The following is a 21,717-nucleotide window of genomic DNA, read 5'->3' on the forward strand; positions in this document are numbered from 1 at the left end:
TACAATTAATGAAGTGAGTTTGAAGTGTGAATATTTGAAGGTGTCTGTTTTTCATTCCAAGCCACACTTGCCATTAATTTAACGTGATTTTCAATTAATGTATTAGCTTCGTTATTCCATGTGGGTTGATCATGTTGTTGGTTACAGAACTCTAAACTTAATACAGTAATGTGCTGTAGTCGTTTAATACACCAATCTTTGATCTCAATATCTGCTGCAGAGTTAAAGGCGGCCATTTCTAACTTTGAGCTGATGTATTGTAATGTTTGAAATGCTTTTGCAATATTATGATACTTAGCATGCTCAAAAACTCGTAGGCATCCATCTAGCCAGCAAGCAATCGCTTTACTTTGATTATCGGTTAATTCTGGCCCCCAAATGGATGTTGGCGCCGAATAAACCAATTGTTCAAGTGAATCAAGCGACCTATCGTGCTTTGCTTGATACCAGTCTGAAATTGAAGCTAGCCACGAAGTTAATGTCATTATATCGCCTCATTTTATCTGCACCTACAAAATAGTCTGGTCTACTTTTGTACAAATTGCCAAGTTAATATCAATCGTAGTAAATAACAGTTCATCCCATCGAAAAACACTGTCTCATTTTTGACTCTTGATGTTTGAAAGATAAATTAGAGTATTGACTTTAATTTTGTCTCATTTTTGGTATGGTTGGGGTAAGGACAAATTTGAATGGATTCAAACTCAATACAATAACTATAAATAAGGAATGCTGTATGAACAAATTAACAGCGCTACTCGTATTTTGCTTGATAACTCCTGCTATGGCTGCGGCACAAGATGATGTGTCTAAGCGTGCTTTGGCACAAGAGTTAAGCCGTGCTTTTCCACAATTAGAAAACAATTTAAAAAGTACAATTAATCAGTATCAAATGAGTGCATCATTATCTGATTTATCAACTCAAACTAAACCTCAACCACAAGTTCGCACTTTTATGGCTGCAATGACAACAGCAAATAAAACTGAGATCCAAGCTCGTGGTTTAGAAAAATATACCGATGAATTGCTTGAATTGCGCTTAGCTGATCCAAGTATGTTAGCTCGTTGGCAAGCAGGTCAAAGTCCATTATTTGCCTTTGAACCAGAAGGGGCTGAGAGCGAATGGCAATACATTGAGGCTTATGATATTGATGGCAATCTTCATTATTTAGATGTTTACGATGTTCCAGAACGTCCAGTATTAGTGGTTGATACTAATAACCGTGAAGAACTAAAAGCTGGTTTAGCGTTAATGCGTGATGAGTTTAAAGCACTGCAATCTAGTGAACCAAGTGAAAAGGTGAAGCCTGCGGCTTATGCGATGTTAAGATCTGCTGCGGAACCAACTGAAATTAATACTACTATCTTAAAAAAAATTCAGTTAAAAGATGATCATGAACCTTGGATCTCTGGTAAGGCTGAAATATACGCAATTGTATCTGGCGTCAGTCCTTCAAGAGACGAGCCAACAATTGATGTGATTGAAATGCCATACTTAGATTACGCAGAGCAATCATATCCTGCTAATCAGATCATGGTTTTTTGGGATCGCTATCGTTGGGGGGCTGCTGATATTATTCTAATGGAACAAGATGATAAAACGGATTATAAGCAGTTAGCGCAAACTATCTTAAAAGCAGCAAGTGATTTCTTAGCTACAATTCCTGATAAGGAAGCGCAAGCGTATTTGATTATTCCTCAAATGACGAGTGCAATTATCGCGTTACTTCCTGATGATTTATTCGTTAACGATGACGATTTTGTTGATGTGTTTTACACCATAATGAAAGACACTGAATACACGGAACACTCAGGCGCTGGAAACAACGCAACTGCAGATTTCGCACCGTTAATTATTCAAAAAACTCAATAGCATCTTACTTTAATAAGAGTGACTTAAAGGTTTAGTTCTTTAAGTCACTTATTTAATATCCAAACCCTGTCATCTCATTAAGTACAATATTGTTGTAACTTACCATTCCAATTATTTCTCCGTGTCTGATCACAGGGGCACGACTGATTTCAAAACGCTCAAATAGGCGAGCGCAATATTTTATGTTCATATCGGGTGAGACAGAAAGCACAGGTTTTGTCATGATTTCATAAATATTGATTCTCTCTGCAGAGCGGTTTTGCATGAGCACTTTTTTGGCAATATCGCTCAATAATACGATCCCGTACTCATCATCATCGTGTCGTTTTTTTATTATGAGTTCTTTTACTTGTTTTTGTTTAGCTAATAAGATCGCCTTCGGCGACTGTCATTAGTCCATCAACAATAACGTAAGTATTGGACATAACGTTTTCGACTTTCATTCTATTCATGACTTTTCTACTACATCTTTAATTAACGTTGCACCTTGATGAATAATTTTAAGTGTATCCTCAAGATCAATTAGTAATGTATATAGTATTTCAAATTTATGTCGTTTTTATGTCATTCGCTTTACGTTTATTTTGAAGTGGTTAGTTATTCATAAGAAATGGTAGAGATAATCAAAGTAAGTGTCTGTTCTATAAATTGAAGGGAATTAGGCATATAGGATATGAACTAAATTTCAGATGCTATCCCCCCAATCCTGGCAGGTATTTATAATCGTTCTAAACCAATTTTGAGGCAGTAATTGATGAATAAATATGACTTAGAAAAGCAAGTGCTAGTGAAAGTGATGAAAAAAGACCTTGAATTAGCATTGGTAGCTAAAGATATTAGCAAGGCTGATATCATACGTATGTTGAGTTATTTTATTAAAAAAACAGAAGCCTTGAGTGAATAAATTTTAAGTAAAAGCTAATTGAATCTCCCCCTATCAATTAGCTTTTTTTATTATTCTGATACTTGTATTTTTCGCACTTGATACCCAAAACCTAATGCGCTGTATGCTAATAAAGAATATCCGAGTAATTCCGTCCCTTCTTCCGCTAGATTCTTAACCGTTCGAATATATTCACCTTGTAGCAGAATTTGCCATAAGTGATTCATACCAACTAAGCGAGAAAAAACCAGAACCACAACTAACGCACAACTCATTGTGTAGAAGTAACGGCTATCAAAGAATCTTGCTGATGTAGAAAGTAAGCCCTGTTTATCTTTTAGGGCAAAGAAGATACACACAAAGGTGACGACGAGTGCAGGTACAAGCCAAAATCCATGGTAAACCTTATCAAGTACACCATCGCATTCTCTAATGAACATGCAACTGAAAAAACCGACGACTAAGATAGCAAATGAACGTGCCTTAGGATTTATTTTTGCGATGTAACTGACTGATAAGATAACAATTAAAAGTAAAAATTGTTGGTAATATTCAGTCAGTGACTGCTCACTTACCCCATCTTTTAATGTGATAATGTCAGTACGAATAACAAGATAGGCAATGGCGACAACAATGCATTGAATAAAGAATTGAAGCAGTCCTCTTTGGATCATTTTGATCTCTTTGGACTTTGAGTAGGAAAAAAGCATAACAGCCTCTCAAATAACGAACGGTTTGTTAGTATAAGAGGCTATTGAGTATAGATATGTATCTATTTATAAAAAATAGGATTCCATAACAACGGGCGGGTATACCTTAAAATTGTGGTTACGCATAATTCATAATATAAAACAATGAGGTAGTTGAAATTATTACCCAAAGTGTGACACCAAAAATAAGGGGTTTTGCGCCAGCCGCTTTAATTTTTTCGATTGAAATGCCACATCCAATAAAGAATAAGCATAAAACCAACAGCTTTTTCGATACATCAAAAATACCATTATAAACGACATCAAATTGTGGCAGGTTATCGCTTATCAGTATGGCTAAACAATAAAAAACAATGAAATAAGGAATAGTGATCTTCTTGCTATTGCTTCTAAATAATAATGCACTGATTAGAGCAACAGGTACAATCCATAAAGCACGAGCCAATTTTAATGTGGTGGCTGTTTTAAGTGCTTCTTCACCATAAGCGGACGCTGCCCCTACAACTGAAGAAGTGTCATGAATAGCGATTGCCGCCCATGTACCGAAAGTATGCTGGCTTAATTCTAATGCATGACCAATAACAGGAAAGATGAAAAGCGCAATAGAGTTAAGAACAAATACGGTTGCAAGAGCAAGACCTGTCGCCTCTTCATCCGCATTGATCGCAGGAGCGACAGCAGCAATGGCGCTGCCACCACAAATAGCTGTACCTGATGCGATTAGGTGTCCCGTAACTTTATCTAATTTCATCTGTTTTGCTAATAACCAACCTAAAATCAGAGTGCCTGTAATAGTGGCTAAAATAATACCGATGCCATTTGATGTTGCTTCAATGGCTTCATTAAGTTGAATGCCAAACCCGAGCCCAACGATAGAGTAAGCCAATAGTTTTTTTGTGACTTTGCCCAGAGCAAAATTGGTTGGAACGAATCCGAAACTGGCAAGAGCAAAGCCCATAACTAATGCGGTAGGAGAGCTAATCCAAGGTGTAAGAGTAAGTAGTGCTGCGATATAAAAAGGAGAGTAATGTAATAAGTGTTGTTTATTAAAAGTCATACGATTTATCTTTAGACATAGATTGCTGCAAGATATCACTTTTTATTTACTTAGTAAGTTTAATTAATCCGTATGTTAAGTTAAAAAATCCTTAACGATAGTGCGGGTTTTACTAAACGTTTCTATTTAAGTTAATTACTCTGGATTTGTCAAAAAATTCAATAAACTTAAGATATTTATACTCTTATAAATTTTCTCTTAATCGGTATACTTTTTAAACAAAGAAAAATAATAAAAATGGCTAGGTAGCAGATCCCAGGGAGGGTGTATGGAAGAGACAAAAACAGCAGATGGAAATAGCGGAAGAGAAAAAGCAGAAGAAAATAGCAGTGTACTGCAATGGGGCCGTCTTTCTCGTTTTAATCATATTATCTGGACAGTATTGGTTGGAACTCTCCTTGCCCGAACTACTTATTTTATGGCTTGGCCATTTCTCATTGTTATCTTATATCAAGATTTTAATGCCAGCGCAGTAACGGTAGGGGCAATTTTAGCTGGCTCGGCAGTAGTAGGTTCATTTACGGGACTATATTCAGGTTGGCTATCTGATAAATTTGGTCGTAAATGGGTCATGGTTGTAGGCTGTATTATTGCTGCGTTTTCCTATTCAGGAATTGGTATTGCGACTTCTATTTTTCAGTTATTTGTTTTAGTCGGTATGTGTGGCTTAATGCGACCAATGATAGAAGCTCCTGCAAAGGCGGTGATTGGAGATAACTTAGATGATGACAAAGACAGGGAGCTCGCGCTTAATATTCGTTATTTTTTGATTAATGTAGGTGGGGCAATTGGCCCTCTAATCGGTATTACTTTAGGTTTAGCTCATCCAAAAGTATTGTTCTTAGTCACAGGGATTACTTATTTAGCGTTTGGCCTCTTTTTGTTTATCTCTTTTGCTAAAAGTAATAGCGAAACATTACTGTCTAAAAGCATAAGTGATGTAACGTCCTTTTTCTCAACCGTTCGGATCATAAGTGAAGACAAGCTATTTATTAAATTGATTGCCGCAAATTTAATTATGATGTTTGTCTATGGTCAGTATGAATCTTCGATCCCTCAAGTTATTGTGCGTACCGATATTGTCGATGCTGCTAAGTTTATAAGTGGCTTGGTGTTAGTGAATACACTGACGATTGTTGTATTACAGTTTCCAATGTTAAAGCTGCTTGAGAATGTTCCATTATTTACACGTACTCGAATTGGTATGGTAATGATGGCGTTAGCTCAAATTGGTTTTTTAATGGTGCCAGTTGATTTCCCAGCAGGCTGGCTAATGGCGTGCTTTATTTTAAGTGTGGGAGAGGTGATTGCTTTTCCAACCTTAAATGTACAAATAGATCAATTAGCGCCTAAACATTTACGAGGTAGTTATTTTGGTGCCGCCGCGATCTACGGGCTAGGGTTTGCACTTGCTCCCCTCGTTGGCGGAGTGCTTATTCAACTTGGTGGTGCGACTCCTCTGTTTATTGCTTGTTTTGTTCTTTCTGTGTTAATGATTGGGTTATATAAGTGGGCGGAGAAGGAAATACCAAGTAATTAGTTTGGTGTTGATTTAGTCGAAAGGTACGTCATCACCGCACTATGACCAGAGCCTGAAAACTGAGGTAATGCTTCACGCTTACAGATAAATAGCGATGGTTTCTCTGAATTTCTTATCCAAAAATGGTCTTCTAAAGTCCTTTTTATACATCTAGCCTCCATTTATTCCACTTTATTCATTAATAGTTTTTTAAAACATAGGGTAATGGACTGGTGAATAGCCTTGCTTCATCGCATCAACCATTTTTAACATTACAGGCAGAGCGTGTTTAAAGAATATTTCGTAGCCTTCACATAATACATTGTGATCTTCACCATTATTGGTTTTATCTACTCTATTTTTAGGGCACCCACCATTACACAAGGGTTTAAAATCACAACGAAAACACTTTTGATTCAACGAATCGTGTTTATTTTGCCCAAATAGCATTTGCTCTGGTGAGTTAACCATCTGTGCTAAAGAGGCATTATTATCATTGATATTACCTATTCTATAGTTGTTATAGGCGTAATGATCACAACTAAAAACGTCACCGTTAGATTCTATCATCAATTGTTGGCCGCAAGTTTCTGCATGGTGGCACATTTGGCTTTGATTACCCATTAAGATCATTAAGCAGTTTTCAAAAAATTGCACATAGGTTTTACCAATATCATTGGCTGCCCATTCATCAAATACATCACACAGAAATTGCCCCCATTGTTTACCTGATAGTGTCCAATCGTAATCAAAGCGACGATCCATTTCGTGATCAATACATGGCTGAAATTGTAGATAAGTGCTGCCATTCTCTTTTAAAAATCGATAAATGGCTTTGCCATGTTTGTAACTTTTGTTATTGATGACTGTAAGAGTATTGAACTCTACATGGTGATCTTTTAAGTGTCGCATGCCACGGATGGTTCGCTCAAAAGAAGAGTGACCAGATTTGTCTATACGCGCAATGTCATTAATGAGCTGTGGCCCATCAATACTGATCCCGACCATAAAATGATGTTGGGCAAAGAAGGCTGCCCAGCGTTCATTAATGAGGGTGCCATTGGTTTGAATTGTGTTTTGGATTGGCGTTGTCGATTGATGTGCTTGTTGAAGCTCTATCGCAATTTGATAAAACGCTAACCCTTTCATCATAGGCTCTCCACCATGCCAAATAAAATCAATAACAGGTATTTGTGGTGGTTGAGATTGAATATGATTAGAAACCAGTTTATCTAGTGTTTCTGTGTCCATTCCTGGTTTGTTTTTATCTTCATTTTTCAAATAATAACAGTAATGACAATCTAGGTTGCATCTCGCACTTTCAGCTTTAATAAATAAACCATATGGTGTTGATGATGTAGTTGCTAACTGTTCTGTCATTATTGTGCCTCATTAAATGATCATTGCTGACACTTATTAATTTAATGAATTCCTCCTATATAGTCGAATTGCATTTTTTAATAGAGGGTATTCATTCTTTCAATTGTTCTTCTTTATTTAGAGTCGCTAGTCTGGAGTTATATTTATAAATAGAGGTTCTACTATGAAAAAGGCACTCATAGCAACGGTAATTACGAGCAGTTTATTAAGCAGTACAGCTGTATTCGCAGCACAATTAACGCCAATTAATCCTCAAGAAGAATTAGCTTATACCTTAGGGCTGCAAGCCTTTATTTATGGTGCTGGCCCATTAACCGTAGCACAAGTTAGAGCCGCGTCGACGAATGTAGATGCACCAATGGACAATGGAGCAGCACCATTGAACATGATGGGGAAGACACTGGCTCTCGCAGGGCCTGAAGACAGAGTCGTTCCAACTGTTAATAATGATACCTTGTACTCTCAATCTCATATTAATTTAAATGATACTGGTCCATTAGTTATTGAAATCCCGCCAACAAATAATCGCTATTTTATAGTGCAATTATTAGATGATTACTCAGAAGCCGTAGGTAATTTAATAGAAGATAACGTGGGTAAAGAAGGTGGGAAATTCTTATTGGTAAATAAAGGATGGAAAGGAATCGAAGGGGGAATTCCTGATGGTATTGATGGCATTATTGAATCGAGAACGCCTTTAGTTTGGTACATTCAGCGAACTGGGGTTTCAGGAAATAAAGACTTGACGGCAGCACTTAATGTTCACGATGGATTTATTAATTATCCTTTATCTGAACTGGGACAAGAGCATAAACCGGTTAAGTTAACTCATGCAAAAACAGGTATTTCTCCAGTTCCTCAACCAAAAGGTTTAGGGTGGTTTAGTTTGATTGATAAAGAGCTGCGCAATAATCCAATTGCATCAGATGCCTCAATTGTCGATCAATTTAAATATATTGGTATCGGAGGAGAGGAGCCGTTTGATCCTGATAAACTAACAGAAGATCAGAAAAAAGGATTGATGCGAGCACTTAATGCTGCCCCACAAATTATTCAATATGCAAGTCGTGATTTAGGGACGAAAAATAACGGCTGGGCAATGATGTACGAGGGAGGGCGCTACGGTAATGATTTCTTGAGTCGTGCTAGCATTAATTTTCGGGCTGCAGGTTTAAATACGAAAGAACGCGCCTTATACCCAAATCGTTATACGGATTCGGATGATCAGCAGTTATCTGGACAAAATAAATACCGCATGACCATGCCGGCAGATGCTCCTGCTAAGGCTTTTTGGTCTTTAACTATGTATGATGCGAAAAATCTGTTTATGGTTCCAAATAGCATTGATCGCTATTCAATATCAACAAATCGAGAAGACGAGCTTATTTATAATAAAGATGGATCATTAACGGTATGTATTCAAAATAATAAGCCCACAGATACGAACTGCAATTGGCTTCCTGCGCCAAAAGATGATTTTTATTTACACATGCGTTTGTACGAACCAACTCAAGCTGTATTAGATAATGCTTACGCTTTACCTCAAGTTATTAAGCAATAAATCACTATTTAGATTTAAGAGTGCCTTGTTTTTAAGGTGCTCTTTTTTTGTTAGCTATAAGGGTTAATTATGAAAACTTCTTATTCTTTAACTTTTTTAAGTTCTGTTTTATTGCTTGCTTTTCAAGCTAATGCCGCAGGAACGTTAGTACAAGAAATGAGTAAAATGACAGTAGGTACAGCAGGAGCGGGTAGTGCTGCGTTAGCTGAAAATGCTTCTGTTGCTTATTCCAACCCTGCAGGTATGAGCTATATTGATGGGGATGCGTTAAGTGTTAATGCCGCAATAATGGACCTAGACATCTATTACCATGATGCTAGTGATTCTAGCAAAGACAGTGATAATGCTGGCGGTGTTCAACCCTATGGTTCTTTATATTATGTGCATCAGCTGAATGATGAAATGCATTTGGGAATGAGTGTTTCAGCACAAGGAGGAAGCGCATTAGATTATGGGGCATCTTATGCTGGCGCACGTAATTTAAATGATCTTCGTTTATCTGTTATACAGTTTAATCCTAGTATTTCTTATCAAATTAATCAGCAACTATCGATTGGTGCAGGACTTCAAATTGATTATGCAAGTTTTGAAGAAACCTTACTATATGGACAAGGTAGTCTTGAAACTGACAGCTGGACACTTGGTTATAATCTAGGGTTAATGTATCAACTTGATGAGTATAATCGGTTCGGTATATCGTATCGTTCTCGAATGAATCATGACCTCACGGGATCATTTAATAGTAATGCTATGACTGTATCGGTGCCTATTCCGGGTCCAATTCCAGGAGCAGTTGATAAACGCATTCCGGCTATGTCTGGTCAAGCAGGGTTAAATGTTTTAAATCCTCGTCAAATTGAAGTATCTGGTTTGCATCAACTGACTAATCCATTGAGTTTGGTATGGAGTTTAGGTTTTGAACAATGGAGTGATAATGATTCTACAATGATTTCGATTAATAATGGGAATCGTATATCCCAAATAGAACGCAACTTTGATGATGTATGGAGTGCTGCATTAGGAGCTCGTTATCAATTAACATCGCGTTTGCGTCTAGAGTCAGGTATTGGCTATGCGACGTCACCATTAGAGCACCCTGAATATCAAGGTGCAGATTTGCCTGTTGATGCTCAGCACCGATATAGTATGGGAGCAACTTATCAGTGGGATAAAGATATAAGCTTAACTACCTACTATAGCTATGTTGATTATGGTGAGCCAGAAATAAATAATAACGGCATGAATGGTCAGTTTGATAATGTGAATCAATTTTTGGGTATCACTATTAATATGATGTTTAACTAACTAGCGTCATAGTTATTAACCAAATTAATGAAAAAACAGTAAACCATAAGTTTATCTTCAGTAAATCTTAAGTTTGATATGTGACACTCGTCTCATTCTTAAGGTGCTAAAGGTATGCTTGTTTTGTCTAATCTGATCTCAAAAATTAAAAACCATAAAATATCGATGAATATGGTGTCACTTATTACGATAGTTTCACTTTATTTTGCTGTGGTTTTTAACTATCCAATTAATGAAAAAATTTATCAACTATCACAAGGGCAAGAGGTTTTTCTCTTTTTAACGCCGGCACTGCTTACTTGTGCTTTTATTATTATCTTTTCCTTTATTGCTTTTCCCTATGTGTTTAAAGGTATTGTCGTTGTATTGACCGTAACGTCTGCTATGGCTTTTTATGCAGCTCTTCAATATAACACCATGTTTGATTACGCAATGATAGAAAACATTTTTGAAACTAATGTAGATGAAGCCTCGTCGTATTTAAGCTCAGCATCCATTGGTTACTTAATTGTGTTTGGACTTATTCCATCGATTTTATTATTGAAAGTGAATATTGTGCGTCATGCCTCTTGGTTAAAAGAGCTTTTTCATCGTGCGATACTAATGAGTGTTGCGATTGTTGGTTTACTTTTAATCTCAGTTTTTTATTTTAAAGATTACGCATCGATTGGTCGTAATAATTCATACTTAAATAAAATGATTAACCCCGCTGATGCATTTAATACCGTTAAATACATTAAAAATGAATACCTGACTGCACCTTTAGAGTACATCACGATTGGAGAAGACGCCGTTGTCACCCCTGCTAAAAATGGCAAACCAACGTTAATGGTTATTTTAGTTGGTGAAACGGCTCGTGCACAGAACAGTGCTTATAACGGTTATGAAAGAGAAACCAACCCATATACAAAAGATCTTGGGTTAATTACCTTCCAGAATGTGACTTCTTGTGGAACAGCAACAGCGCACTCATTGCCTTGTATGTTCTCTAATATGACACGAACGAGTTACAATAAAGATCGTGCGAATAATCAAGATAATGCATTAGACGTATTAACTCACGCTGGTGTGAAAGCAGTATGGATTGATAACGATGGGGGCGATAAGGCCGTAGCAAAAAATATCGAAAAAGAGATGATTACGGATCATTCAGAGTCCAACTTATGTAATGGTTCGAGCTGCTATGATGAAATTTTATTAAAAGGGTTGGATAAACGAATTGCAGAGACACAAGGTAACCAAGTGTATGCTCTGCATATGATTGGAAGTCATGGCCCTACCTACTGGAAGCGTTATCCAAAAGAGATGGCAGTGTTTGGTCCCGCATGTAACCGTAGTGACATTGAGAATTGCAGTGATGCGGAAATAACGAATGTATATGATAATACCTTGGTTTATACCGATTATGTTATTGCTCAAACGGTTAAAAAATTACAAAGCTATTCAGATAAATACAATGTAGTTATGCTTTATATTTCTGACCATGGAGAGTCACTAGGTGAGAATGGACTTTACCTCCATGGTGCACCTTATATGATGGCGCCTAAAGAGCAAACTCATGTGCCATGGTATATCTGGATGAGCGATGATTACGCAAACCAAAAAGGCATTGATAAAGCGGCGGTAATCGATAATTCTGCAACGGGTGATTATTCACATGATAATTTATTCCATACCATTTTGGGCTTATATGGCGTAACAACAAAAGCTAAAGATAATGCGTTAGATATTATGGCGAATTAATTAAAACGGGCTTACATAGAAGAGAAATAGGCTAATCATGAGAATGGTTAGCCTATTTTTGTTATTATCTGCTTATAAAAATATAAGGTGATAAGAACGATGAAGATATTGTTGATTGAAGATTCAGAACATTTACGCCGAAGTTTGATTGTCGGATTAAGCAATTTAGGTTTTACTGTTGATGAAACAGGTGATGGCTCAAAAGGGTTATCGATGGCGATCACCAATGATTATGACTTTATTATCTTAGATCTTATGCTACCCAATGTGGATGGTATTACGCTTCTAAAAAGCATTCGTAAAATGGGTAATGATGTAAAAGTGATTATCTTATCAGCAAAATCACAACCAGAAGATCGTGTTGAAGGTTTGATGTCTGGAGCCGATGATTACCTTGTAAAGCCTTTCTCTTTTGATGAACTTCATGCTCGAATACTAACGGTAGGAAGAAGAGGACAGGTGAAAAATAGCGATGATGATATAAGTATTGGTTTATTTAAGCTTGATCTTGCAAAGAAAACCTTGGAATTTGATACGAAGTTCATTGATTTAACGAAAAACGAATACAAAATCATTGAATGTTTGTTCTTATCTAAAAATCAGGTAATGACCACTGAAAATATCAGTGATTATGTGGTTGGATCGTTTGATTCGTTATCAAAAAATACCATTGAATCGCATCTGTCTTCTGTGCGCAAAAAAGTGAAAATTCTTGGTGGAGAGTTGCCAGTTAAGAATAAAAGAGGGTTTGGCTATTACGTGGAAAAAGACGCATGTACTCAATAAAAGACCGATTAGTTAACGCCTTAACCGTGATCATTGGCATTATTTTGTTAGTGGTGTTTTTGTCATTAGATTTTATTTTGGATGCATGGGTTGATCAGCAATTTGATGATGCATTAGTCGAGAAATCAAATTATTTTAAATCTTTGGTTGAAGTGGAAAGTGATGGCATTGAGTTTGAATATCATAACGGGTTTATGCCTCAATTCGAGCGTAAAGAAAACGCGCAATATTTTCAGATTTGGCTAGATGATCAAACTTTTGCGAAATCTCAATCTTTGTCTTATTACAAAAATATCGATCTTGATTATCGCGATGTAGCGACACATGATAGCCGTATTTTTACAATAAAATTACCTGATGGCAGTATGGGAAAGGCTATATCTTCGCGCTTTCAGCCTCAATTATCACATGATGTGAAACCTGAAGATGTAACTTATATTGGTACAATGTACTTGACTCTTGCGATTTCAAATCAGCGTGTATCAAACATATTATTATTTGCTGACTTGGGACTTTTGTTTGTATTTGTTACTGCGATTTTTGGTGTGAGAACCGTGGTAATAAAAGTGGTGGATAGAGAATTAGACTCGCTATATATACTCAACAAAGAGATATCAGAACTGGATGCGAATGCTGAGCAGATAAAAGAAAACCCAAAAGAGAGTAAAGAAATAGCACCCATACGCAAAGAGTTGAATCGATATATTGAATTAAATATTCAAAATGTGGCTAATGAAAAACGTCTCTCATCTGATATTGCTCACGAGCTTAAAACGCCGATTGCAGAGATAATTAGTCTTAGTGAAATGAACATTCGTTTTCCCGATGATGTAAGGATTTCGGCGACATATAAAGAAGATGTGCTATCGATTGCGAACAATATGAAGAATATTGTGAATCAGTTGATGGCGTTAAATCAAAGTTCTTCGAGCCATTATCATATTGAAAAAAGTGAGGTTGATATACGGGATCTTGCTAAAGAAGTCAGTATTGATTTAGAGTTTAAATACCCAGATGCAGAAAAGCGTTTAACGTTTATTTCGACATTGTCTTCACCAGTCATTTATGTTGATCGTTTTAGTCTAGAAACTGTCGTCAAAAACTTATTAGATAATGCCTTATTTTATAGTAAAGAAGGTTCTGAAATTGTGGCTTCAATTGATAATTACGATGCAGAACATTTTGTACTAAAAGTGCAAAATAGAACGTTAACAAAATTGACAGAAGAGCATCTTGAAAACCTGTTTAAGCCTCTTTATCAAGTAGATAAATCAAGAACGCATACAGGGAGACATGGGTTAGGGTTGTCGATAGTAAAGAATATCGCTCATGTAAATAACTATGAACTATCTGTTGATTATACAGATGAACAAGTGATTACATTTAATGTCATCATTCCAAAAGAGCAATAAGTTAAAATGAAATATAAAAGAGGAGCGATGAACGCTCCTTTTTTATTGATTGGCTAGAGTATCAAATTTATTTCACAGAATTATCAGACATTCCAATACCACCTGATTTTTGGCGTGGTGGGAAAGCTTTCAATGATTTTTTATATTCACCAATCTTTTTCTGTAGTGTAGGGACTATCCAAGAACGTTCCTTCATCCATAAGAACCAACCATTAGTATCAACGCTTCGCTCCCATGGATCCGCTTTTATGTCTAAGATAATGCCAAGAGGCCATGCTTTTGCTGGTTCAGTCCATTCTGTTTTAGTTTTTAAATGCACTTTCCAATTGTCTACGCGGATAGCATTCAAATCTTGTTCATTGTAATAGAAGAATTCATGACGCTTACTTGGGCCTTTTTTAGTTAGCATGTCCATTTGGTTATAGCCATCTAAATGAGCCTTGTATTTTGTTCCATTAATTTCTTTGCCTGTTAGTAGCTCTTGCTTAATTTTGGTATCACCAGTTGCAGCAGCCATTAAGGTTGGAACCCAATCTTCTGATGTCATAAATCCATCGGTATATTCGCCTTCAGGTATATGTCCAGGCCAACTGATCAGCATAGGTACTCGGAATGCTCCATCCCACGTTGTTCCTTTTTGACCACGAAAAGCGGCGGTACCAGCCATTGGCCAGTGATCAAGGTTAATGCCGTTATCAGACGTAAACATGATGATGGTGTTGTCTGTCTCACCCAGAGCATCTAATTTATTTAGTAATACACCTATTTGGTCATCTAACTCTTTTAATGCATCAAAATATTCGGTGTGACCACTGACTCCTAAATATTCATCTTTTACGTGTATTTGTTGATGCATACGTGATGGATTAAACCACAAGAAAAAAGGCTTATCTGGTGTTTGTGCTTCATGCTTTTCTAACCATTGTGTTGTGAACTCAACGTATTCATCATCAATGGTTTTCATTCGCTCAGAGCCAAGAGGACCTTTATCTTCGATACGCTGTTTACCAATTTCACCCCAACGAGGTTGTACGGTTTTGTCGTAGTTCTCTGTGGCAAAGCTGTGAAGCATATTTCGTGGACGGCCAATAAAGTCAGGGTCTTTGGGGAAATTAGGTTGCTCTGGCATTTCCATTACATTTAAGTGATAAAGAAAACCATAAAATTCATCAAAGCCATGAACCGTGGGTAAAAACTTATTGCGATCGCCTAAATGACTTTTACCAACATGTATGGTGTCGTAACCTTTTGCTTTTAGCATGTCAGCAAGAGTGGGGTCTTCTTTTTGTAAACCAATATTAGAGCCTGGTTGGCCAACCGTTGTTAATCCCGTTCTAAATGGATATTGCCCTGTAATAAAGGCGCTTCGTCCTGCAGTAGAGCTTCCTTGTGCATAATAATCACTTACCATCATGCCTTGTTTGGCTATACGATCAATATTTGGCGTGTTAATTGCGCCTAACCCTCGATGGTAAGCTGAAATATCCATAGGGCTAACGTCATCAACCATTATGGTTACAATGTTCGGTTGAGTTTGTGCTGCATGAGTTCCAAATGAGGTAACGGCAAGAGCTAGTGCTGTTTTTGCTATCGTTTTTGTTTTCATATTTATTACCTTGCAGTAAAAATTTATTTATATGGTGTTGTTTAATTTGTTGGTTGAATTGGTGGTACTGTCCATTTCATATTAAGGATTTCTTGAGACGGTATATAAAGACGAGTGATGGCATAAAAGTTACCTTTTGGGGTTGGCAACCAGTTTGCTAAGTCTTTAGGATTTGTTGGCTTTTTATTTGAGAGAACAAGATCGAAAGAACCGTCGCTATTTTTTTGGATAGGGGTTTGATCATTAATGTTGAAACGATGAATATCATTAGCAACTAACATTTTTGTTTGGGCGTCATAAACGGTAATTGACCAAAAAGCAGCAACGGGTGGTTGGTTATCGAAATGTATGCTGTAGTCTTTCTCACCTGAAAGAAATTGATTGTTTACATCTGTGTAAGCGATCGGATACATAGCTTCTTTTGCTCCTTGGCCACCAAGATAAGGGTGGGCCACCAGAGAGCGAAGTGCATTGTCATCACCAAATTGGTCTAAAACAAATGAATAGAACCAACCATCTTTTGTTTTTAAAGTGACAGGGTTTGATGCTTGAACTGAAACTATTTTTTGACCGTCTTTAATGGCTTTTTCAAGTTGAACTTTCATTTTTGAAGTCAGCTTTGTTCGGTCGAAACCATCTTTACTTAGACCAATTTTATTAAATTGACCTAATAAGGCTTGTTGACGCTCAGCAATAGGATTGTCTTTTATATAAGCCCCTAATTCTTCATAGAAGCGAAGTGGATCGTTTTGTTTTCCAACACGGGAGGGGAGAGGTTGGGATACAAAATCACTTGAATCATGGGCTAGATATTTACTTAATGGCGTTAAAGTATATTGATTTTGGATATCATGGACATTCTGGTAATCCTTCTCGCCAAATACTTGAGTTCGTCCCCATAGCCATATTTTTGTAGTAGGCGCTTCGATAACGGTTAAGCCTGTTGGGATATCTCCAACCCAATTTGGTGGCACAATCATTATCTCTTGTGCATTTTTGCCTGTTTCTCTTGTTCCTACGTATTTAAAAAGATTGTGCCACATATCAAATAAATCGATTACAAAGTAGCGATCTTTAACTGCTGGTGTTGATAATATGATCGGTTCATTGGAGACATCAACAACAGCACTTGAATATAAGGTGTCACGGTTAGCGGTTGGCATATCTGTATCTAGATTGGTCGGAAGCCTGCGAGCATGACCAAAGTGATTTAATGGCGCTCGATAGCTGGTATCATTTTGTGGCTGAGACATATCTGTATATTTTCGAGCTATTTGCTCCATGCGAACTAAAGTAGAACCCCATAAATAAGCATTGGTCGCTAAAATATAACTTTCTTGATCAAGCCAGTTAGACGCTTGGTTTTCTTGAATTTGTTCTGTTGGAGATAAAAGGGGATGAGTTTCTTTCTCTTTTGCATTGATGCTTAAAGAACTCATTAAAAGGGTGGAAATGATTATGGTAGAAATACGTTTTTTAAACATAAATAACTCCTTTATATAACTAAAGGGATCTTATGTTTTTTGGTTCAAAATTATCTCTATACTCTCTATTAAGAATATTAATAGAGAGTTGTTATTTCGCTATCAATAATAGTTAAATTGAATTTAAAATTTCTTTTGCTTCTTTAATTAACCATTCAGTTAATGGTTGGTTGCGATTTGTTTGGTGACAAAATAAGGCAATTTTACGTTGATAGCTTTGAGGTACAATTTCATGAGGTATCGGTAAAAAGCGAAAATGAGGTTGCATCAATGCTTGAAGAGTACGTGGCATAACGCCAACGTAATTACTTTCTTTAAGTAAATTGGTCATTAATGAAATATCACTGGTTCGTAAATTGATTTTTTTCTTTATTTTAAGGTTACGAATTAACTGTTCTGCTTTTGATGGACCAGTAATCCCTCCAGGAATAAGACAAATAGCCAAAGGATATAAGAGTATGTTTTCAATTGATGCTTGCTGTAAAGGATGTTCATTACTCACCACAAAGGCAAACTCATCACCACCAATCTCTTGCTCTAATAGGGTTTTATTTGTCTCCATTGGCAAATAAGTAATTCCAAAGTGTTGATGGGGGTTGTTTTCTAAACGTTGTGGTGTATCTCCTGCCCAATGTGAGCATTGGACGGTTAATTCTGGAGCAAGTAACGTCAGTTTTTTAATTAACTGTGAACCTAATGTTGGAATTAAAGGAGGTGAAATTAGTAAGTTTAAATCACCATTCAATTGAGATATATCCCACTGAGTATTATCTGAATAGAGCTTATTTAGCTGAGTCAAAAGAGCAGGAAGCGTCGCTAATATGTTTTTGCATTTGATTGTGGGGGTAAGGTTGTTTTTATCACGAATGAACAAAGGATCATCAAATTGGTCTCGTAACTTTTTTAGCATAATACTGATCGTAGGTTGGCTTAAATTCATTCGTTTTGCTGCCAAAATGGTTTGTCTTTCTTCATTTAGGATGACGAGAAGTTTGAGCAAATTTAGATCTTTGTTCTGCATAGATGTTACCTAACCATTGAGCATTGAAAATAACTAAAGAGAAATATAGCTTGAAAAGAAAATGAGTTCAGTAACTATGTGAAAATATCGAGATATTGATTAGAAAATAAAATAGAACGGAAAACAGCTTAAAGTGTAATTTATGGTCTCATGGAAAATAAGTCTCATATATAAGGCAATCTTCATTTCTAAGTGAGATCTAGATCATTGAATTAAATGAAAAGTATAATTATTAATTGGCTGAGATTTAGATAATATTGAGTGTTTTACTAAATATAAAAAAACCTAAATAGATTAAATTTAAAAAAATGTATATTTAACAGATAATTATATTAATAATAACGTTTTATTTATGAAATAATTTCTATAGAATAATTTTATTATTAGGCATTTTTATTTATTTGTTTACTGCAAATGCCTTGGGGTGTCAGTGCTTAAAAGCTTATAATGGCTAAATAAAGGGTTGGTTCAACACATGAAGTATCTTTTTGAACAAATTTTAAAAAAATATAGAGAGAAAAGCGGCGTTACTCAAGAGATTATGGTGGACTTATTGAGCCATAATTCTTCGAAGTTAAAAAAACTAGATAACGTAACATTTAGTCGCTGGGAAAGAGGGATCACTATTCCTCCGTTCAAAAAACAAATTGAGATATATCAGTTATTAGGTGTCGATCCTATAGATGAAATCATTGATTCAAATATAGAATTACCAAAAATAGATAATGAGAATTATTTCGCTATTGATTACTATACCTATGGAAATAGTGATTTTGTTACGCATGTATTAAATCGAAATACGTTATCAGGTTTAGATTCTGTTCTTGAAGAAATGGAATTAATAATTGATAGTGACTATTATTTTAAGCAGTTAATTAAATCCACTGGAAAAAATAGTATAAAAAAATCAATAGAATCATTAATGGCAAAACTAAATGCTGAGATTATCATTTGTAAGTATAAATCTCGATTAATTGCACATTCTATTACGCTGTATGTATCACCAGATTTTTTAAAAGATTTAATGTGTAATGAAATAGATTATACAAAAATAAAAAATTACGCATCAAATAACCCATTAATAATATCATTTTATGCGTCAACTAATGATAGCCTTAAATATATATTAGGCAGAATTTTGACGAACTTTTTAGATATACCAAATATAGATTCAAAACTGTATTTTATTTCAGGTGAAAAAAACATACATAAGTTATTTGTTAAATTAAATTCTAAGATTAAATTTAATGAATTTATTGATGATAAAAACTATAAATTATCTGAAGTAACTAAGTTAAATATTAATCACTCAAAAGATGCATTACATTTTCTTGTTGATTTTAGAAGAATGGAATATGAAAAGTAAAATAAATGTAATATTGGTAGATGATGTTGATTTTTCAAGGAAAGTGGTTTCATTTATTATAAAGAAGAATTTTCATGATCAAGTTAATATCATAGAAGCAAAAAGCTGTAATGATGTGGTAAATATTTTAAATAAAAAGAATATAATACACGGAATTATAACAGATATAATGATGCCTAATGGGGATGGTTTAGATTTAATCAAAGTGCTATCTGAAAATAATTACCACATACCAGTGGCTATTGTGTCATCTGTAAAAGCGAATATTTTGGAAAAAGTAATGGACCTTGCTGAAGTCAGTGGGGTTACGATTGTTAATTCTTACAATAAACCCATTTCAGCTGAAGAAGTCATTTCGACCATTGATTTTTTTAATGTGAACAGAATTGAAGATCGCAAGATGTTGTTTGAAGATGTAAAGCAAAATGATCTTGTTGAATTATATTATCAACCAATAGTTAATTTCAGCTCTCATCGAATTGATGGTGTTCAGGTTTCTCCTCATTGGAAAAATCAAAAGGAAAGTGCTGTTGCCGAAAGCGTGTTTCTACCAGACATTAATGATATGAAAAATACTGTTGGGTTTATGAATTTGATGTTCACACTGCTTGAGCGTGATATCAAGAGTAAATTCTCTGATTATCGTTATACGTTTCGTATAAATGTGAAGGATATTTTAATATGCGATGATGATTTTATTAATCATGTTTTTGATAAAATTGAAAAGGAAACGAAGGATAAGATCATTGTGGTTGTTGAGTTTTCAGACGATGTTGTGTTACTTGATAAGCTAACAGAAAATCTGGAGACATTACTCGCAGATGGAGTTCGGATATCCATTGAATTGGTTGAAAATGATATGCAGTGCAAGCTATTAGAACAAGGAATAGCTCTCTCTAATATTTGTTTTGAATATAAGAAAAATGTATTTGAGGATATCAAGAGATTTAAAGACATGCATGGTAAAGATATTCCTATCATTATAGGCAACATTCAAAAAGTAAATCAGCAACAAGCATCATTAGATTATGGTTTTGAATGTTTACAAGGTGATTTCATAACATCGGAAATGAAAAATGATAAACTAGCTAAATGGATTAACGCTTATGAATCAGAAACTGAAAACTTTCAATGTTAAAGACTTTGAAAATGGAACTTCAACATCTCATTCCAGTGAAGAAGCTCATTACTTTAAAAGAATGATAGTAGAAGGAATAGAGAAAGAGCTGAAGGAAATTGAAACTGACGGTGTCCAAGATACGATTCATGCAATAAAAGGGATATCGAGTTACGCAGGGTTAAATAGAATGCATGAAGTCTGTATGAGACTTGAACATTATCATCAAGTAATGAGATTCAAATTAGTTAAAGAAGTATTGCATCGGGAGTATCAAACCGTTGTAAACGATGAACAATTTTTAGCCTAAAATAAAAAGCATAGTTTCGACTATGCTTTTTTTTGTTTCTAAAGAAAGAGTAATTACATTTAAATATAGATCTTGATCCAGTAATTATAACTTAAATGAGATACTACCACTTTAGTGTTATATATTTATAATTATTATGCTTGATAATACATATAAACCACACCCTCCTAATAATTTAGCATTTTGTTTTATTTTTATAATGTACATGCCTTGTTAGTTTTTTATGTCAACCTTTATTATTTCGTCTCTTTCTTAATACACAGAATTACTTTGATTTGCGTGTATTAAATTTTAATAAGTCAGTATATAAACTCTATGAGTTTTAACATTAGAGATAATAAGGTAAAAACAATGTTAGTTAAGTTTTTTGAATTTTCTAAGAACGCAATCCAAAACTTTAAAAATGATGAGCGTGGCGTTACAGCTATTGAATATGCAATTATTGGTGTAGCTATTTCAGCTATTATCTTATTGATGTTTAATGGTACACTTCAACAAGCCTTAATTGATGCAATTGGTACAATTTCAGATAATATTACATCGGCAAATGATACTGGCTCTTAATATAGCCGAATGAATAATCA

General features: G+C 35.4%; 20 protein-coding genes and 1 pseudogene. 12 read left to right on the plus strand and 9 right to left on the minus strand.

All coding sequences use genetic code 11. The features are described 5' to 3' along the window. Positions 1–5: 5 nt before the first annotated feature. On the minus strand, positions 6–485 hold the full coding sequence (locus HC728_RS13295; RefSeq protein ID WP_065598096.1) for a transcriptional regulator: 480 nt from the start codon (positions 483–485) through the stop codon (positions 6–8). Between the two features lie 251 nt (positions 486–736). Between HC728_RS13295 and HC728_RS13300 the strand changes: the two genes are divergently transcribed. Further along, a complete protein-coding gene (locus tag HC728_RS13300) occupies positions 737–1,873 on the plus strand; it encodes a DUF3103 domain-containing protein (protein WP_155662924.1) in 1,137 nt (378 codons plus the stop codon). 52 nt (positions 1,874–1,925) lie between these two features. Here HC728_RS13300 and HC728_RS13305 read toward each other — a convergent pair. Beyond that, positions 1,926–2,325, minus strand: a pseudogene (locus HC728_RS13305) (CBS domain-containing protein). A gap of 302 nt (positions 2,326–2,627) precedes the next feature. Between HC728_RS13305 and HC728_RS13310 the strand changes: the two are divergent. Then, complete coding sequence (locus tag HC728_RS13310; protein ID WP_005422027.1) at positions 2,628–2,777, plus strand: hypothetical protein; 150 nt, start codon at positions 2,628–2,630, stop codon at positions 2,775–2,777. Between the two features lie 50 nt (positions 2,778–2,827). Here the strand turns inward: HC728_RS13310 and HC728_RS13315 are convergent, their stop codons facing one another. Both HC728_RS13315 and HC728_RS13320 read right to left on the minus strand, forming a co-directional pair. After that, positions 2,828–3,430, minus strand: a complete 603-nt coding sequence (locus HC728_RS13315; protein WP_190395625.1) for a hypothetical protein — start codon at positions 3,428–3,430, stop codon at positions 2,828–2,830. Positions 3,431–3,584: 154 nt separating this feature from the next. Beyond that, a complete protein-coding gene (locus HC728_RS13320) occupies positions 3,585–4,523 on the minus strand; it encodes a YeiH family protein (protein WP_017019378.1) in 939 nt (312 codons plus the stop codon). Positions 4,524–4,791: 268 nt separating this feature from the next. Here HC728_RS13320 and HC728_RS13325 point away from each other — a divergent pair, with 268 nt between their 5' ends. Next, positions 4,792–6,063 (plus strand): MFS transporter, encoded by a 1,272-nt coding sequence (locus HC728_RS13325; protein WP_190395626.1) that lies wholly within the window; start codon positions 4,792–4,794, stop codon positions 6,061–6,063. On the opposite strand, the gene HC728_RS13330 is transcribed toward HC728_RS13325, so the two are convergent. Both HC728_RS13330 and HC728_RS13335 read right to left on the minus strand, forming a co-directional pair. Next, on the minus strand, positions 6,060–6,224 hold the full coding sequence (locus tag HC728_RS13330; protein ID WP_238933813.1) for a hypothetical protein: 165 nt from the start codon (positions 6,222–6,224) through the stop codon (positions 6,060–6,062). The two genes, HC728_RS13325 and HC728_RS13330, sit on opposite strands and share 4 nt — an antisense overlap. A 28-nt stretch (positions 6,225–6,252) precedes the next feature. Next, entirely contained in the window at positions 6,253–7,422 is a 1,170-nt protein-coding gene (locus tag HC728_RS13335; protein ID WP_190395627.1) for an anaerobic sulfatase maturase, read from the minus strand. 163 nt (positions 7,423–7,585) lie between these two features. Here HC728_RS13335 and HC728_RS13340 point away from each other — a divergent pair, with 163 nt between their 5' ends. The 5 genes from HC728_RS13340 to HC728_RS13360 all read left to right on the plus strand — a co-directional run bounded on the left by HC728_RS13340 (position 7,586) and on the right by HC728_RS13360 (position 14,229). Continuing rightward, complete coding sequence (locus HC728_RS13340; protein WP_190395628.1) at positions 7,586–8,983, plus strand: DUF1254 domain-containing protein; 1,398 nt, start codon at positions 7,586–7,588, stop codon at positions 8,981–8,983. Positions 8,984–9,052: 69 nt separating this feature from the next. Next, positions 9,053–10,288, plus strand: a complete 1,236-nt coding sequence (locus HC728_RS13345) for an OmpP1/FadL family transporter (RefSeq protein ID WP_190395629.1) — start codon at positions 9,053–9,055, stop codon at positions 10,286–10,288. Positions 10,289–10,402: 114 nt separating this feature from the next. Beyond that, positions 10,403–12,031, plus strand: a complete 1,629-nt coding sequence (locus HC728_RS13350; protein ID WP_017019383.1) for a phosphoethanolamine transferase — start codon at positions 10,403–10,405, stop codon at positions 12,029–12,031. Between the two features lie 99 nt (positions 12,032–12,130). Then, entirely contained in the window at positions 12,131–12,817 is a 687-nt protein-coding gene (locus HC728_RS13355) for a response regulator transcription factor (RefSeq protein ID WP_017019384.1), read from the plus strand. Next, positions 12,805–14,229 (plus strand): cell wall metabolism sensor histidine kinase WalK, encoded by a 1,425-nt coding sequence (locus tag HC728_RS13360; RefSeq protein WP_017019385.1) that lies wholly within the window; start codon positions 12,805–12,807, stop codon positions 14,227–14,229. The genes HC728_RS13355 and HC728_RS13360 overlap by 13 nt, the downstream gene beginning before the upstream one ends. Before the next feature lie 67 nt (positions 14,230–14,296). On the opposite strand, the gene HC728_RS13365 is transcribed toward HC728_RS13360, so the two are convergent. From HC728_RS13365 to HC728_RS13375, 3 genes are all read right to left on the minus strand, one after another. After that, the gene (locus HC728_RS13365; protein ID WP_190395630.1) at positions 14,297–15,835 is read right to left on the minus strand and encodes a sulfatase-like hydrolase/transferase; all 1,539 of its coding nucleotides are present in this window, start codon (positions 15,833–15,835) and stop codon (positions 14,297–14,299) included. Positions 15,836–15,876: 41 nt separating this feature from the next. Next, entirely contained in the window at positions 15,877–17,319 is a 1,443-nt protein-coding gene (locus HC728_RS13370) for a DUF1254 domain-containing protein (protein ID WP_190395631.1), read from the minus strand. A 112-nt stretch (positions 17,320–17,431) separates the two neighbouring features. Further along, on the minus strand, positions 17,432–18,340 hold the full coding sequence (locus HC728_RS13375; RefSeq protein WP_017019388.1) for a LysR family transcriptional regulator: 909 nt from the start codon (positions 18,338–18,340) through the stop codon (positions 17,432–17,434). Between the two features lie 475 nt (positions 18,341–18,815). Between HC728_RS13375 and HC728_RS13380 the strand changes: the two genes are divergently transcribed. The 4 genes from HC728_RS13380 (at position 18,816) to HC728_RS13395 (ending at position 21,697) form a co-directional block, all read left to right on the plus strand. Further along, entirely contained in the window at positions 18,816–19,706 is an 891-nt protein-coding gene (locus HC728_RS13380; RefSeq protein ID WP_012535101.1) for a helix-turn-helix domain-containing protein, read from the plus strand. Next, positions 19,696–20,844, plus strand: coding sequence for an EAL domain-containing protein (locus HC728_RS13385; protein ID WP_065604550.1), 1,149 nt, complete (start codon positions 19,696–19,698; stop codon positions 20,842–20,844). Before HC728_RS13380 ends, HC728_RS13385 begins: the two co-directional genes overlap by 11 nt. Beyond that, positions 20,813–21,133 carry an Hpt domain-containing protein gene (locus HC728_RS13390; RefSeq protein WP_012534643.1) on the plus strand — a complete coding sequence of 107 codons (321 nt, stop codon included), beginning with the start codon at positions 20,813–20,815 and terminating at the stop codon, positions 21,131–21,133. Before HC728_RS13385 ends, HC728_RS13390 begins: the two co-directional genes overlap by 32 nt. Positions 21,134–21,484: 351 nt before the next feature. Continuing rightward, positions 21,485–21,697 (plus strand): Flp family type IVb pilin, encoded by a 213-nt coding sequence (locus HC728_RS13395; protein ID WP_012535160.1) that lies wholly within the window; start codon positions 21,485–21,487, stop codon positions 21,695–21,697. Positions 21,698–21,717 lie beyond the last annotated feature (20 nt).

Origin of the sequence: Aliivibrio sp. S10_S31, assembly GCF_014694495.1 — a bacterium.
Taxonomy (GTDB): domain Bacteria; phylum Pseudomonadota; class Gammaproteobacteria; order Enterobacterales; family Vibrionaceae; genus Aliivibrio; species Aliivibrio fischeri.